14 protein-coding genes are annotated in these 15,054 nt (G+C 38.0%); 7 read left to right on the top strand and 7 right to left on the bottom strand.

From position 1 onward, the window contains the following. Positions 1-101: 101 nt before the first annotated feature. A complete protein-coding gene (locus ACUNWD_RS08040; protein WP_445587279.1) occupies positions 102-203 on the bottom strand; it encodes a hypothetical protein in 102 nt (33 codons plus the stop codon). 183 nt (positions 204-386) lie between these two features. On the opposite strand from ACUNWD_RS08040, the gene ACUNWD_RS08035 reads away from it, so the two are divergent. After that, positions 387-797 carry a tetratricopeptide repeat protein gene (locus tag ACUNWD_RS08035; RefSeq protein WP_445587278.1) on the top strand — a complete coding sequence of 137 codons (411 nt, stop codon included), beginning with the start codon at positions 387-389 and terminating at the stop codon, positions 795-797. 116 nt (positions 798-913) lie between these two features. Here ACUNWD_RS08035 and tal read toward each other — a convergent pair whose 3' ends face one another. Continuing rightward, positions 914-1,870 carry a transaldolase gene (gene tal / locus ACUNWD_RS08030; RefSeq protein ID WP_445587277.1) on the bottom strand — a complete coding sequence of 319 codons (957 nt, stop codon included), beginning with the start codon at positions 1,868-1,870 and terminating at the stop codon, positions 914-916. 251 nt (positions 1,871-2,121) lie between these two features. On the opposite strand from tal, the gene ACUNWD_RS08025 reads away from it, so the two are divergent. Together ACUNWD_RS08025 and ACUNWD_RS08020 are read left to right on the top strand one after the other, a co-directional pair. Continuing rightward, positions 2,122-3,423: a pyridoxal phosphate-dependent aminotransferase gene (locus ACUNWD_RS08025; RefSeq protein ID WP_445587276.1), complete on the top strand. Its 1,302-nt coding sequence runs from the start codon at positions 2,122-2,124 to the stop codon at positions 3,421-3,423. Positions 3,424-3,542: 119 nt separating this feature from the next. Beyond that, complete coding sequence (locus ACUNWD_RS08020) at positions 3,543-4,154, top strand: transposase (protein ID WP_445587275.1); 612 nt, start codon at positions 3,543-3,545, stop codon at positions 4,152-4,154. A gap of 74 nt (positions 4,155-4,228) precedes the next feature. Here ACUNWD_RS08020 and ACUNWD_RS08015 read toward each other — a convergent pair whose 3' ends face one another. Genes ACUNWD_RS08015 through ACUNWD_RS08005 form a run of 3 tightly spaced genes read right to left on the bottom strand, consistent with a single transcriptional unit; the run spans position 4,229 to position 7,734 of the window. After that, positions 4,229-5,905, bottom strand: coding sequence for an ArnT family glycosyltransferase (locus ACUNWD_RS08015; protein WP_445587274.1), 1,677 nt, complete (start codon positions 5,903-5,905; stop codon positions 4,229-4,231). A gap of 9 nt (positions 5,906-5,914) precedes the next feature. Continuing rightward, positions 5,915-6,799 (bottom strand): lysophospholipid acyltransferase family protein, encoded by an 885-nt coding sequence (locus ACUNWD_RS08010; protein WP_445587273.1) that lies wholly within the window; start codon positions 6,797-6,799, stop codon positions 5,915-5,917. After that, a complete protein-coding gene (locus ACUNWD_RS08005) occupies positions 6,796-7,734 on the bottom strand; it encodes a lysophospholipid acyltransferase family protein (RefSeq protein ID WP_445587272.1) in 939 nt (312 codons plus the stop codon). The genes ACUNWD_RS08010 and ACUNWD_RS08005 overlap by 4 nt, the downstream gene beginning before the upstream one ends. Before the next feature lie 100 nt (positions 7,735-7,834). On the opposite strand from ACUNWD_RS08005, the gene ACUNWD_RS08000 reads away from it, so the two are divergent. Beyond that, complete coding sequence (locus ACUNWD_RS08000; RefSeq protein WP_445587271.1) at positions 7,835-8,605, top strand: glycerophosphodiester phosphodiesterase family protein; 771 nt, start codon at positions 7,835-7,837, stop codon at positions 8,603-8,605. Here the strand turns inward: ACUNWD_RS08000 and ACUNWD_RS07995 are convergent. Together ACUNWD_RS07995 and ACUNWD_RS07990 are read right to left on the bottom strand one after the other, a co-directional pair. Continuing rightward, positions 8,595-10,106, bottom strand: a complete 1,512-nt coding sequence (locus ACUNWD_RS07995; protein WP_445587270.1) for a sulfatase family protein — start codon at positions 10,104-10,106, stop codon at positions 8,595-8,597. The genes ACUNWD_RS08000 and ACUNWD_RS07995 overlap by 11 nt on opposite strands. 9 nt (positions 10,107-10,115) lie before the next feature. Continuing rightward, positions 10,116-10,985 (bottom strand): N-acetylmuramoyl-L-alanine amidase-like domain-containing protein, encoded by an 870-nt coding sequence (locus ACUNWD_RS07990; RefSeq protein WP_445587269.1) that lies wholly within the window; start codon positions 10,983-10,985, stop codon positions 10,116-10,118. 145 nt (positions 10,986-11,130) lie between these two features. On the opposite strand from ACUNWD_RS07990, the gene ACUNWD_RS07985 reads away from it, so the two are divergent. Genes ACUNWD_RS07985 through ACUNWD_RS07975 form a run of 3 tightly spaced genes read left to right on the top strand, consistent with a single transcriptional unit; the run spans position 11,131 to position 15,003 of the window. Then, positions 11,131-11,619 carry an RNA polymerase sigma factor gene (locus ACUNWD_RS07985; RefSeq protein ID WP_445587268.1) on the top strand — a complete coding sequence of 163 codons (489 nt, stop codon included), beginning with the start codon at positions 11,131-11,133 and terminating at the stop codon, positions 11,617-11,619. Then, positions 11,616-12,482 carry a FecR family protein gene (locus ACUNWD_RS07980; RefSeq protein ID WP_445587267.1) on the top strand — a complete coding sequence of 289 codons (867 nt, stop codon included), beginning with the start codon at positions 11,616-11,618 and terminating at the stop codon, positions 12,480-12,482. Before ACUNWD_RS07985 ends, ACUNWD_RS07980 begins: the two co-directional genes overlap by 4 nt. 10 nt (positions 12,483-12,492) lie before the next feature. Next, positions 12,493-15,003: a TonB-dependent receptor gene (locus ACUNWD_RS07975; protein ID WP_445587266.1), complete on the top strand. Its 2,511-nt coding sequence runs from the start codon at positions 12,493-12,495 to the stop codon at positions 15,001-15,003. Positions 15,004-15,054 lie beyond the last annotated feature (51 nt).

Raw genomic sequence — 15,054 nt, 5'->3', positions numbered from 1 at the left:
GGGGCTCTTATCGATTCAACAAGTCCCTCTGCCGAGTTTGCCCGTTGTATTTCGGACAGGAACGCTCTTCTAAATCCGCCCAGACAATATTTACCAACTGTTTAGAGTACCTTATTTAAATGAATACAGATAAATTGATTAGGATGAATAAAATATTGATATTTTTGATTTTTAGTTTTGCAATTGCTTGTAATAGCGAACATTGTCCCGAAGGAATTAATAAACTTCCTGAGTATGGAAATCAGAAAAAATGTAAGGAGCAGATAAGATTAGACATTGAATTCCTGGCAAGTTGTGATAAAACTTTTGAAAACAGAGAAATTGCTTCGAAATATCATGCCCAAAGGGCGTGGGATTATTTTTATCGCAACCAGCTTGATACAGCTATGCTGAGATTTAATCAAGCTTGGTTACTTGATAGTCTAAATGCAGGCGTATATTGGGGGTTTGGAAATATTTTAGGAATGCAATCTGATTTTGAAGGTTCAATAAAATATTTAAGAAAATCAATTGAAATTGAACCTGATAATTCGAAGGTTTGGCAATCAATTTCGACAAGTTATGCCCAATTATATTTGAAGACCAAGGATGAAGAATTGCTTCATAAAACAGTGGATTGCTTAAAAAAATCATTGGAACTTGAGCCAAAGAACGCCCAGATACTAGGAAAGCTTACGGGAGCCTATTCTTATTTTGCACAAAAGGATAGCGCATTAAGATATTTAGAAATGACAGATGAAATTGATCCTAAAATGGTTAATCCTGAAATTAGAAGAATATTGACAAATAAGAAATAGCATATGATCACGGCATAAGATATTGCGGATTAAGCAGGTTCCCATGTGCATTTTCAGTTACGATTTCAATTGAGTTGAAATGGTAATCTTTCTGAGTTTCGTCAGCAAAAATATCCCTATAACTTCTCCCTGATTTTTGCTTCCAGCTTAACGATATCGGCGGCGAATTTTCGAATTCCCTCAGCCAGTTTTTCGGTGGCCATGGCATCTTCATTCAACATCCAGCGAAAGGCTTTTTCATCTAGTGAAATTTTCGGTTGATTGTAGTCACCCAAATCGTCTGCCTTCAATTTTTGCTCAAGCGTTCCGTCCATTTCATCCAGCTCTTTCAATAACTTCGGTGAAATGGTTAGCAAATCGCATCCGGCAAGTTCTGTAATTTCTCCGGCTTTGCGGAAGCTGGCACCCATTACTTCTGTTTTATAGCCATACTTCTTGTAATATTTGAAAATTTCGGTCACAGAAGCAACGCCCGGATCTTCACTAACCGGAATATCGTCAACGCTGCGATCCTTCTTGTACCAGTCGTAAATGCGCCCAACAAAAGGCGAAATCAACTGTACCTTGGCTTCGGCACAGGCGATGGTCTGAGCCATACTGAACAGCAAGGTCAGGTTACAGTGAATTCCTTCTTTTTCGAGAATTTCTGCCGCTTTAATGCCTTCCCATGTTGACGCTACTTTTATCAGTATCTTTTCTTTTGGAATACCTTCATCAGCATATAATTTGATCAACTGGCGGGCTTTTGCTAAAGTAGCTTCCGTGTCGAATGACAAACGGGCATCAACTTCGGTAGACACGCGTTTGGGAACAATCTTTAAAATCTCAGTACCGAAATTAACTGACAACTTATCCATACAAATAGTCAGTTTTTCTTCTTTTGATCCCCCTTTTGTTTTAGCATATACAACAGCCTGTTCAATGAGGCGTTGATACTTTTCATCTTCTGTTGCCGCTAAAATAAGTGAGGGGTTGGTGGTTGCATCCCGTGGTTTAAACTCTTTGATTGATTCGAAATCCCCGGTATCCGCAACCACAACGGTCATCGTCTTTAATTGTTCCAGCAAACTCATAATCAGTTGTTTTTAAGTTTGCTTTTATAAACAGTTCAGCTTCAATAGAGTTTAACATGTTCTGTTTTATTCTTTACTGTGATGGTGCAATTTGTAAATGCTTAAGCGCGATTTTTTTTAGTTCGATACAGTTGTTGCTTCAAACTTCCCAAATAAAAACAGTATAAAAATCCAACTCAAGTGAACTTTTGCACTTTAAAAAGGTATCAGATTATAAATAACCAAAGCATTAATCCAAAAAATGTATCGCCATGCCACGAGTCCGAAAAAGTAACCATTTTGTCAATCTAAACTTAAATGTCCGTGGATTGAATCAATCTGCGACCCTGCTGATTAATGAGCGAAGTAACCAGTTAATTCAAAAGGGACAAACAGTTTACAAATTAGGGCTGGGGCAATCGCCTTTTCCCGTACCTAAAAATGTACAGGAAGCTTTGCGTCAGAATGCCCATCAAAAAGATTATTTGCCTGTTCGCGGGTTGATGCCCTTGCGGGAGGCTATTGCTGAATTTAATTATCGGCATGAAGGTACCAAGTGTTCAGCTGAAGATATTATGATAGGGCCAGGATCAAAAGAGCTAATTTTTATTTTGCAACTGGTTTACTACGGTGAATTGATCATTCCGACTCCAAGCTGGGTTTCATACTCTCCACAGGCTCGTATTGCGGGGCGGCATGTTACATGGGTTCCCACAAGTGAGGATAATGATTGGAGACTAAGTCCTGAAAAACTGGATTTAATTTGTCGCAATGATCCTAATAAACCTAGGGTGGTTATCTTGAATTATCCGTCCAATCCTACGGGTTCAACCTATCCGAAAACTCGTTTGAAGAAGCTTGCAGAAGTAGCTCGAAAATATAACCTGATTTTAATCTCTGATGAAATTTATGGATTGTTGGATCATTCCGGTGAGCATGTTTCCATTTCAAGGTTTTATCCTGAGGGTACAATTATCAGTAGCGGGCTGAGTAAATGGGCTGGAGCCGGAGGCTGGAGGTTGGGGACATTCACTTTCCCGAAGGAATTGCGCTGGTTGCAGGATGCTATGGCAATAGTTGCCAGCGAAACCTATACCTCAACGAGTGCGCCTATTCAGTATGCAGCAATTTCGGCATTTCAGGAAAATCCGGAGATTGATCAATATTTAATACATTCAAGAAGAGTATTAAAAGCGTTGGGACAATACATGGCGACCCGCTTGAAAGCGCAAAATGTGACAATGCCGATGCCCAAAGGAGGGTTTTATCTATTCACTAATTTTGAACATTATCGGGAGAAGTTGGCATCAAAAGGTATCCTAACCTCGTTTGAGTTGTGTGAAGCTCTTTTAAAAGATACCGGTGTTGCGATACTTCCTGGAATTGATTTTGGACGACAAACAGAAGAATTAACCTGTAGAATGGCTTATGTGGATTTTGATGGAGAAATGGTTTTGCAAAAAGCTATGGACGAGAATGGCAGTGAACCATTGAGTGAAGATTTTATTAGGCAGAACTGTCCCAAAATGGTTCAGGCAATTGATAATATCGAAGGCTGGCTGAATAACCTTTAGTGTCTGTGTTATGCGCTTAGCCGTTAATCGGCTTAGCGCATGTGTTCGTGCAGTAGTTTGGCATATTATTTTCAAATGTTGTAACTTGATGAAAATTATCCACCCATCTCTTTTATTTTATGAAGTTTGAAGAAGACGCCACTTATCATATTTATAACAGATCAAATGAAGTCGTATTTCAATCGCGAGAAAACTATTTATTTTTCTTAGGTAAGGTTCGGGAATATATGTTGCCCTATTGCAATATAATGGCCTGGTGTTTGATGCCAAATCATTTTCACTTCTTATTACAACCAACAGAAGAGGGTATATTGTTGAGTCAGGAAAAGCATCGTTATCAAATACAAATTTTATCGTTAAAATTGGGTTTGCTTATAAGTTCATATACCCAAGCTTACAATAAAGTGTACAAAAGGAGAGGCAGACTGTTTGCACATCAAACTAAAGCAAAAATGTTAAATGAGGAAAGCATCGTTTCCGTTAGTGATTTTGGGGAGCTTGATTATTCCGCGGTTTGTATGCTCTATATTCACCAAAATCCGGTAGTTGCCGGACTCGTTGATCATCCATCTGCATGGGAGATGTCTTCGTATAATGATTTTACAGGACAACGAAATGGCTCAATGGTCAACAAAGAATTGGCTTTTGAATTGACTCGCTTGAACTCTGATGAATTGAATATTCAATCGAACATTTACTTGGACGAGATCTTAATGAAGAAAATCTTCTAATTATAAGTCCTCACTATATAGGATTGTTTAGCCGCTAAGCCGATTAACGGCTAAGCGGCTGCTACAGCATTTTTTTATTCTTCTCGAATTCCTATGAAATATAAATCAGATCGTTTGAATTTCAATTCATTTAGTTCTTTCTCGGTTTTGGCTTGGTAGATTTCATCAACACGGATATCACCCCAAACGGCTGAAGCTGGATATATCTTAAAATCATCTAAAGCCAAAGAGTCGAGGTAGGTGTCAGCAATAATTACAACTTCAGTTTCCGGCAAAATTTGCGATTGATAAGGCTGCCATGCTTTTAAGTAAAATTCTCCCTTAGTTGCCACCCGAAGTCGTGATGCAGACCGGGTTTTGCCATAAAACTGAATGGCATCTGTATTTTTAATTTTTAATTCTTGAAGCTTTTCCGCAATTTGTTTTCCCTCTCCCGGATAGCTGATCGGCTTAATAACGAAGAATAATCCAAAGAATATACCAGCCATTAATAGGTAGGTGAGAGTCGATTGTTTTAGTAGTATTTCATTGATCCATTTGGTGAAATACCAACTTGAAATTCCTATGCTAATTACAAATACTGCAAAATACCATTTGGGGGCCATGAATAGAATGGCTGATGCAATTCCGGCAATATTCACTAAGATGAAAATTGCATAGGCAATAATTAGGGCAGTTTTGAGTAGACGCTTTGTTCCTTTTTTAGATTGTTGCGACCAAATAAAATATGCCATTACCATCGCCATCACCGGTATCACCGGCACCAGATAACGATAATAAAACTTGGAAACTAAGCTGGCCATTCCAATCATTGCCAAAACCCACAGCACTGAAAATCCCAAAATGGACTTTATTTGTTTGTTTTGGTTTATTTCTGAGTGGCGATAAAACAGGCTTCTCCAGCCAGGTAGCATCAGTGGAAACATGATAAGGATGATCACTAGTACAGAAGAGAAAAAATTAACCGCAATCAGACCAATTTTCTCAGCAACGCGGATACCTACCTGGTCTTCAACAAAGCTGGCAATTGCTTCTGATCCGTGTTGTTGATAAATTGCTACATACCAAAAGCTACCGAGCACCAATCCGATGATCAAAGATGGGAAATGCAAAATTTCTTTCAATCGGAAACGTCGCCATGGATTAACTAATAGAAAGAATAAAGCAACCATGAGGAAAGCAACTGCAGGTAATCCTTTTGTCATCACTGCCATTCCTGCTCCAATGTATATTGCCCACAAGTAGCCGGATTTTTTAATATTGGAAACCAGCAGTCCAATAACTCCCCAAATCATCACTTGTAAGAAAATCAGTAGCAAAAGATCGGTCAATGTTAACGGTGTTGACCGATGTAGTATTGGGGTTGCACCAAGGATTATTACTGAAAGTATGGCTGTTTCTTTATTCTTGAATGCAAGTAATGTTGTTCGGTACGTCAGCCAAAGCACCATCCCCGCAGCCAGCAGAAAAGGAAAGCGGGAACTAAATTCACTAATTCCAAAGATCACATAACTGGAAAGTACCACCCAGTAGGTGAAAATGGGCTTTAAAAAGCGAAATCCTCCATCCGGGTTATGTGGACTCAGGTAGTCTCCATGCTTGAGCATATATATGGCAGCATCAACGTAATGCCTTTCATCAGGCATGTAAAAAATGTAGTTGAGTGAATATGGAGCTAAAAGCAAGATGTATGCAAATATTAGCAACAATGCAAGACTATTATCTTTTATGAATATTTTCAGGTTTTTCATTGTAGGGTGCTATGTGGTTGTTTGATTTGGGTTCTTATGTTTCCAACGTTTATGAGACCAAAGGTAAAACTCAGGCTTATCCTTAATGATTGAATCTATTTTTTTTACATAGGATTTAAGAATGTCATCAGCCGCTACCTTCTTAGGGTTTTCACAGAGTACTTCAAAATGAGTTTCGTATTTCCCCCTGCTTTTCTTTTCAATATGTTGATACAATACCACTTGATTGGTATGCCTTGCCAAATTCTCAGGCCCCGGAAAAAATCCTGCATCCTGATTGAGGAAAGTAGTCCAGAATCGGGTATTTGCTTTTGGACGTTGGTCGGCACAGAGCCAGGTTAGCGTTGGCTCGTTCTTCCTTTGTGATTTCAAAACGGTTTTCAATATTTTCTTGGTTGAGACTAGTTTACTGCCAAAGCGTTTGCGCATATTATTGATGTATGCATCAAATATGAGATTTCGGGCAGGATTATACACCATCAAACATTGATGTTTTAAATATTGCTGTAAAATCGATTGCCATTCCCAATTATTGTAATGCATAGTAAGGACAATCACACTCTTTCCCTGATCAAAATAGCGATTCACCAATTCCGGATTTTTTACGACCATTCTCTCTTTCAGTGTTTTAATGGACATGGTTTTTAACTTAACGGATTCAACCATTATGTCGCCAAGATGATGGTAAAACTTCTTCGCAATCTGTTTAATTTCTTCTTTCGATTTTTCAGGAAATGAATTTTGAAGATTGCTAAATACCACCTTCTTTCTGTAGCCAATGAGGTAGTAGGTTACAAAATAGAGAAAATTGGCTTTCAAATATAGCACTCGAAGTGGCAATAATGCCATCAAATGTAAAAAGAGGGTTCCGATATGACTCCCTATTTTTTTCACAAGTTTTTAAATTCTTTTGGTAGGTATTCAGTAACATCCATTCTTTCGGTCAGGCTAACATCATCAGATCGTTTGTGTTTCCACCTGCGATGTGACCATAGCCAATAATCCGGTTTGTTTTTAATGATCCGTTCCACTACTTCTATATAGGTCATCATAATTGTTTCCGGATCTTCCTTTGCAGGTTCTGAGAATAATTCAATTAGGTCGGAGTGATATTTCCCTCGCCCTGTTTTTTGGAAATAAATAAAAAATATGGGCTGATTCGTTTTGTGGGCAATCTTATCCGGTCCCCTAAAGAATGGTGTTTCCTGGTTTAAAAATGTTGTCCAATATTGTGAGGTTTGAAAAGGAGTTTGATCTGCAGCCAGCCAAAGCATCCCCGGCCGTTCATTCCGGTTGAATTGCATTGCCGTTCGTGCCGAATGATGCACCGGGATTGAAGTTCCTCCAAATCGCTCACGCATTCCAAGAATGAATTTTTCCATTTCCTGGTTATTTCTTACTGGATTAAAAATCATTACCAGTTGATGATGAATATGACGTTGAATACTGGAATTCCACTCCCAATTATTGTAGTGCATTCCCCACAAAATAATACTTTTACCTTGTTTGAAATATTCATTTATTTTATCGAAACCTGTAAAGGTGAGCCGCTTGTCAAGTTCTTTATAACTGATGTGATGCAATTTGATCGATTCCAAACTCAAATCGCATAGATGGTGATAATAATTTTTGGCAATTTGTTCAATTTCTTTTTCATTTTTTTCTGGAAATGCATTGCCAAGATTGGTGTACACGACTTTCTTTCGGTAGCCAATAACATGATAAATAATAAGATAAAAGAAATCAGACAAAATGTAAATTGCCCAAAATGGTAAATGTGAAAAAGCTTTTAAAAAACCGACTACAGCTTTTTGGGATAATTTCTTCATGGCGAATGATTAGATCAATGCAAATTTAATCTTTTTTTAAGAAGTTAAACGATCATTATTCGTTCGAGAAATTGCAACTTACAGAAATAAACTTTGAAATATGAAAAATATGTCCATCTTGTTGGTATTATTGAGCATGGCGATCAGCACGGTTGCCCAGCCTAAGTTTATTGCCCATCGGGGAGCCTCACATTTAGCTCCTGAAAACACGGTTTCGTCAGCAAATCTCGCCTGGCAGTTAGGTGCTGACGCTGTTGAAATTGATGTACATTTATCGAAAGATGGGAAAGTAATGGTTATTCATGATGCCAATACTGAAAAAACAAGCGGAGAAGCATACGAGATAAAAGATACGGAATCATCAGTGTTACGAAAATTAGATGTGGGAAGTTGGAAGGCGGATAAATACAGTGGTGAAAAAATACCGGTCCTTGAAGAAGTGATTGAAACAATCCCGGAAGGAAAAACATTGGTAATTGAAATTAAATGTGGGAGTGAAGTGCTTCCTTCATTAAAAAGTATAATCGATAAAAGTGGTAAATCAGATCGAATTACTTTTATTGGTTTTGGGTGGTCGACTATTTTGGATACAAAAAAAGCGTTTCCAGAAAGTCCTTGTTATTGGCTTTGCAACGATATTTCAGAATTAAATCAGCGCCTGGCAGAAGTTGCTGATAACGGTTTGGAAGGAGTGAATTTATATCACAAAATTATTGATGAGAAGATTATGCAAATGGCTAATGATAATCGTCTGGAAGTTTTGACATGGACGGTAGATGAACCTTCTGAAGCTGAACGGTTGGTTGAACTTGGTGTTGTTGGAATTACAACCAACCGCCCAGCGTGGCTAAAGGGAAAACTTATTCCCTGATTGAATCTAATTCATTTTTTAAGTCTGTTACTTTTTCCTGATTTTCAAGGAACAGGTTATTTTGTTCAACAGAATCAGACTTCATATTATATAATTGGCCCGTTGGTCCATTTTCCTCAGGCTCTATTCTTGCCGGTGGAGTAAAACCTCCTGATCCCAATCCTTCAACATATTTCCATTCACCTTTACGAATGGCAAACATCCCTTGCGACGAATGATGAATTACTGGTGGCCGATTCAGTTCACCTTGATTTAATATGGCTGGTAACAGCGAGTAACTGTCAACGGCTTCTTGTTTAACAGGCTCTTCGATTACCGCTTGAATAGTTGCGAAAATATCGGTAAGACAAATTGTTTCATCAGAATGTGTGCCAGCAGCAATGTTTCCGGGCCATTTAACAACAAAAGGAATGCGGTGTCCACCTTCGTGGATATCAGCTTTCATGCCTCGGCGATACCCATTTGAACGATGGCTGAACTCTTCAATAAATTTGGGTTTCCAGTAGGCGCCATTGTCACTGGTGAAAAATACAAGCGTATTTTCGTCAAGCCCATTTTCTTTGAGAGCCTGCAGAACTTTACCGACTTCATAGTCTACCATTTGTACGTAATCGCCATACTGCCCAACGTTTGATTTACCTTTAAATTCATCAGTTGGCATCCATGGAGTATGAGGTGCATTCATCGGGAAATAGAGGAAGAAAGGCTCTTTTCCGTCTTTTTGCTTATTGATATAATTAACAGCCTTATCGGTAAAGGTTGGCAGAACTTGGTCAAACTCAAACGATGGAGACTTTATTCCCGGGCGCCAAAAGGCTCCAGTTGCTCCAGTGTTTAAATCATTTCCTTCAGTTTGAGCGGTTGGCTCTTCTGCACACAAATTATTTTCAAGATAAAGATATGGCTGAAAATCAAGAGAGGCAGGTAGAATGAATGAATAGTCAAATCCGGCACCCTTAGCTCCTCCTTTGGCTTCGGACATAAAATCAATCTTTTCGTGATCCTTAAAGCCAATTAGTTCCTGGCTGAAATCTTTTCCGGGTTCGCCGGAGATGTAACTTCCATCTTTCAATTTCCAATCTATACCCAGGTGCCATTTTCCAATACATGCGGTTTGGTACCCCTTATTTTTCAGAAATTTCGGGATTGTAAGTTTATCGGCTTCAATTAAACTTGGACTGTATCCCAGAAGTACTCCTTTTTTTATCCGGCTTCGCCAGCAATATTCTCCTGTTAAAATTCCATATCTTGTTGGTGTGCAAACAGAAGAGTTCGAGTGTGCATCACTGAATTGCACACCTTCAGAAATTAGATTGTCTATTTGGGGTGTCTCTAATTTAGAATCCGGATTGAGTGCTTTGATATCACCATATCCCAGATCATCAGCCAGAATAATTACAATGTTTGGCAATGATTTTTGAGTTGTTACAGGTTGGCTGCACGAAAAGAATAGCAGCACTGATGCTGCAACTTGCGTAACTAATAACAGGTTTTTTCTCATAGTAGTAGTTTATTCGATTGGTCGGGCAACAATGATACCCGTAAATGATTTTTTAGCTTGAAGAAAATCTGAAAGTGGTTTGTCGGATACAACAACTCTTTTTAAAGAAGATGAAGCGTGAAGCAAATGAACCCGGTCATTTTTGAATGTTATAATCCCAACATGTGCAACATCCAGTCCTGAAATGTTTGTGGTGATTCCAACAATGTCTCCCTCTTTCAATAAATTTTCATTTTCGGCTATTTCAAATTTTGGTAAATAGCTGAATTCCTGGCTGGATATATTCTCCTCAATTTCTGCAATTAATGGTATGAATTTGGGATTATCGTAAAGCGCAGGATAGCTGTCAGGATGTTTCGACATGAAATTAACTTTGATAGGTAACTCTTTTTTCATAACATCTTTAGGCCGAATTACCAGTCCTTTTTGTTCATTATCTGAAATCCATTCACTAAAGTAGTGCAAGCGTGAACAGTATCCATCAAATTCGCCACTTCGATAACGAATCCGCTTAAGTTCTGAAATGAAACCTTCAATTGTGGTCTGATCGTGTTTTATACATTGAGCAAATGCGAGGCAGTTTTCTGCAAATGTTGTACAGTCAAATTGTCGTAAATTAACAACCATTACTTCAACTTGGCCGGTTTCAAGAGTTTGAGCTACATAAGGAGTTTTCAGGAATGATTTTCCGATTTCAGTAATAAGAATACCAATTGGTAATTCTTTTTTGCTATTGAAATTATTAAATACACTCCTAATTGAAAGGCTATCCTCATAAGTCATGAATAATTCTTTGTTCATGTTTTCCTGAGAATAGCTATTGCTGTAGCTTAAAAGGATGAACAAGCATATATTTAATAATAAGATATATCGTTTCATGATTTCATGAAGTTAAAAAATAAAATGAACATGGAGGTAGGGTAAAACTTTTTTTAAACGGACTATGAATAAAAAAGAACGGATAATTCGTTAGGTTCGAAAAAGGATTTGTAATTTGAGTTAGTGGTTTTAAAAGGTAAAGGCTTTGACAAAGCAGGAATTTAAAATAGTTTTTGATCAGCACTTTGACGATATCCGGGCTTACGTTTATTATCGGTCGGGAGATCGGGATTTGGCGACAGATGTTGCACAAGATGTATTTATGCGACTATGGGAAAAGCAGTTGAAATGGGAAGGCAAAAAGACGTTGGGGTTACTTTACAAAATTGCATCAGACGAGTTCATTAGTAAATATAGAAGGCAAAGACTGGAATTGGATTATCGGAAGGGGATTGAGTTTGGGCAGGATGATGACAGTCCGGATGAACAGTTGCAGTACAATGAAATGAAAGGTAAATATGAGAAAGCTTTAGCTGAATTGTCTGAAAAGCAGCGAATCGTTTTTTTAATGAGCAGAATGGATGGCCTAAAATATCAAGAGATAGCACAACGATTAGGTATTAGTGTAAAGGCGGTGGAGAAAAGAATGAAGGTGGCACTTAGAGACTTAAAATTGAATTTGGGAGTATCATGAAGAAGGAAGAAATAAATAAGCAATCATCTATTACTTGGAAAGACTACGAAAAGCTTTCTGATGTTACCCAAATAGGTTGGAAGGAAAACAAATCAGCTATTTGGGAGGAAATGGAGAGCCGAATGGAAACTTCCAAGCCAGCCACGGTGATTTTCTTTTTTCGTCCAGCTTTTCGTTATGCTGTTGCTGCTTTATTCATATTGTTAGTGGGAATTACAGGCTTGTTGCGTTTCTATTCTCATTCCGTTGAAACTCTTTCCGGTCAGCATTTAACGGTGAGTCTTCCTGATGGATCACAAGTTCAGTTGAATGCTGAATCTACCTTGAAATATTATCCACTTTGGTGGTCAATTGAACGAAAACTTAGCTTTTCTGGTGAAGCCTTCTTTGAAGTTGAAAAAGGAAACAGGTTTGTGGTCAATTCATTTCAGGGACAAACGAAAGTTCTGGGGACGAGTTTTAATATTTACTCGAGGGAAAACGATTATCGTGTTAATTGTCTGACAGGGAAGGTGCAGGTAAAAGCCTCAAATGCCATAGTAATATTAATGCCAAATGATCAGGCAGAGCTAAATGATGCTGGCAGTTTTTACGTTAGACATGAAGTAAAACCTGAAAGTACAATTAGCTGGATTGACAATGAATTCTTCTTTACCTCTGTTCCATTTCCAGAAGTTGTTAAGGAAATTGAACGTCAATATGGGGTGAAAATTCAAGTGCCGCCAACGATGAATAGAAATTATACTGGAAATTTCTCACGGGAAGAACCTATTGAGGATGTATTAGGTTTGCTGAGTCGTTCGTTTGGTGCTAAATTTGTACAAAAACAACAGGGTGAATACCAAATCATACCAAATAATTAGCTGCTTTTTTATGAAGTTGCTATTCATTTTATTGCTGATCTCTTCAAGTGTTGGTTTGCAAGCTCAGTCTGTTTCTGTAAAGGCTGAGCAAAAACCGTTAAATGAAGTTCTAATTGATTTGAGAGATCATTATAATCTTCAATTTTCATTTGATGATTCCAGGCTTTCAACCTATAAAATTACTGCCGATAAAAAATTTAGTACGCCAGAAAAAGCCCTTGATTTTTTATTGACTGATTTACCTCTGGCTTATGAAAGCAGCAGAGGTATTTTTGTTATTTATCCTATTTTCGTAAAACCAAAAGAAAAGCCTGTTTTCCGACTAGCGGGGCAATTTATAGATGCATCAACAGGAGAAGCGCTGCCATATACACATGCACTTGCAAATGATTTTGGAAGTATATCCGACCAAATGGGAAATTTTCAGTTTACCTCAGAGGATAGCCTCTATCATTTACGCGCCTCGCATTTGGGGTATTACTTACTGGACACGTTGTTGACTGCAGGCATCAATCATATTGTGAAATTGAAATCCTTCAATGTCAAGTTAAAGGAAGTACGTGTTGAAGGGAAACAGGTAGTGCGAAATATTCTGGTTGGTGAAACAGCTGGTGGATTTCAGTTAAACCATAAAGTGGCAAATTACTTGCCGGGAAATGGTGACAATTCTGTTTTTAATTTACTTCGACTGCAACCTGGTATTTTAGCCGCTGGAGAACAATCAAATGATCTCATTATTTGGGGAAGTTACGAAGGTCAGAGCCAAGTGCTATTTGATGGGTTCACCTTATTCGGAATGAAGAATTTTAACGATAATATCAGTGCTGTAAATCCATTCATGGCAAAAGATATACAGGTTTTTAAAGGTGGATATGGAGCTGAATATGGAGAACGTGTAGGAGGATTAGTTAATATTACAGGTGTTGACGGCGATAAAGAATCACCTCATGTAAATCTCACCTTGAATAATATGACACTGAATGGTATGTTTAGTTTGCCAATTCAGAAAAAAGCTTCGGTGGTCGTAGCTTTCAGGCAAACATATTATGAACTCTACGATAAAAATGTACTAAGTGTAGCCCGAGGGCGAAATGCTAATACTGGAAATTTGGTGGATCGGTATATTTATCCGGATTATAATTTTCGTGATTTTAATTTAAAATTCTCTGGAAACACAAAAAATGGAGATTCATATCGCATCAGTTGGATGGGGGCAACCGACCGTTTTTCCTATTCTATTGTTAATGAGACACGGCAAACTCGGATAGTTAATGAGCAGGAGGAGCACAATTACCAAACAGGTGGATCTTTCTATTATGGGAAAGGTTGGTCGGATGGATCACAGACTCATTTTACCTTTTCGGCATCGGGAATCGAAACTCAAGTTTCAATCTTGCGTGATGGCTGGCAAGTTCAGCGACCTGGTGGAAATGGACAGGGTGGAGGTGGAATAAATTGGGAAAGTACAGACTCCGACTCAAAGAATCAGGTTGGAGAGTTGGCATTAAAAATTGACCACCAATTGGCATTGACTGATCGAAACCAATTAAAATTTGGAGCGAATTATTTTTATGATCGAATTCAATCAGGAGAAGATTCTTTTCAAGTAAATGTTTTTAATCAGGAACTGACCGATACCCGAGTAAGTGGATTTATTCAGGATCGATGGTCTATCCTTCCCGAAATTCAACTGATTGCCGGATTGAGAGGAAATTATTTAGTTGGATTATCGAAGACTTCTATTCAGCCACGTTTGTCTGCAAAGATTCGATTTACTGATCATTTAAAGTTGACCGGTGCATGGGGGCTTTATAATCAATTTTTGGTTAGAAGTTCTGTTGTTGACGAATTTGGTGATTATCGATATTTCTGGACAATTAGTGATGGAGATCAGGTTCCTGTTCAGGAATCCAGACATTTCGTTGTTGGTTTAAATTATAATAAAAATGATTTTACGGTTAGTGTGGAAGGATATGATAAACGCACTGAAGGCTTGACCAGGTATAGACAAAATCAACGTTTTCAGGATGTTTATATCGGTCAGAGCAAAAGTAAAGGCTTGGATTTTTTCATCAAGAAAGAATATAAAGGGCACTCTGCCTGGGTTAGTTATTCACTTAGTGAAACCTTGGAGAAATTCCCCTATTTTATTCTTGATAAATATAGACGGGCACTGCACGACCAACGTCATGAAGTGAAGTTTGCGACCATATTAAATTTGAAACCCTTTTTCTTTTCAATGAATTATGTATATGGATCTGGATTCCCTGATTTACGAAATTTACAGGCTGGTGGTGATCTTGAAAAACCATATAATCGATTTGATGTGGCATTGATTTATCAATTGACAACAAAAAAAGTATTGCTTGAAGCTGGTATCTCTATTTTGAATGTTTTTAATTATGAGAACATCAAGTATGCCAACTTTATACAAATTCCAGATGACCAGGATGTAACTGTAAATTACCATGCCGAAGCTGTTCCTTTTACACCTGCGATGTTTATTAATTTCTCATTTTAGTATCTGTTTTTATAAGTTGTATAATTTTAATTGCGTCATTTTGGAGTTTTA

It is taken from the genome of Sunxiuqinia sp. A32 (assembly GCF_052690465.1).
This window is presented reverse-complemented; position numbering and strand designations above follow the sequence as displayed.

Bases quoted from the DNA above. Each gene is read 5' to 3' on its own strand.
- ACUNWD_RS08040 (WP_445587279.1), bottom strand. From the start codon at position 203: ATGTTCGCTATTACAAGCAATTGCAAAACTAAAAATCAAAAATATCAA.
- ACUNWD_RS08035 (WP_445587278.1), top strand. From the start codon at position 387: ATGCTGAGATTTAATCAAGCTTGGTTACTTGATAGTCTAAATGCAGGC.
- tal (WP_445587277.1), bottom strand. From the start codon at position 1,870: ATGAGTTTGCTGGAACAATTAAAGACGATGACCGTTGTGGTTGCGGAT.
- ACUNWD_RS08025 (WP_445587276.1), top strand. From the start codon at position 2,122: ATGCCACGAGTCCGAAAAAGTAACCATTTTGTCAATCTAAACTTAAAT.
- ACUNWD_RS08020 (WP_445587275.1), top strand. From the start codon at position 3,543: ATGAAGTTTGAAGAAGACGCCACTTATCATATTTATAACAGATCAAAT.
- ACUNWD_RS08015 (WP_445587274.1), bottom strand. From the start codon at position 5,905: ATGAAAAACCTGAAAATATTCATAAAAGATAATAGTCTTGCATTGTTG.
- ACUNWD_RS08005 (WP_445587272.1), bottom strand. From the start codon at position 7,734: ATGAAGAAATTATCCCAAAAAGCTGTAGTCGGTTTTTTAAAAGCTTTT.
- ACUNWD_RS08000 (WP_445587271.1), top strand. From the start codon at position 7,835: ATGAAAAATATGTCCATCTTGTTGGTATTATTGAGCATGGCGATCAGC.
- ACUNWD_RS07995 (WP_445587270.1), bottom strand. From the start codon at position 10,106: ATGAGAAAAAACCTGTTATTAGTTACGCAAGTTGCAGCATCAGTGCTG.
- ACUNWD_RS07990 (WP_445587269.1), bottom strand. From the start codon at position 10,985: ATGAAACGATATATCTTATTATTAAATATATGCTTGTTCATCCTTTTA.
- ACUNWD_RS07980 (WP_445587267.1), top strand. From the start codon at position 11,616: ATGAAGAAGGAAGAAATAAATAAGCAATCATCTATTACTTGGAAAGAC.
- ACUNWD_RS07975 (WP_445587266.1), top strand. From the start codon at position 12,493: ATGAAGTTGCTATTCATTTTATTGCTGATCTCTTCAAGTGTTGGTTTG.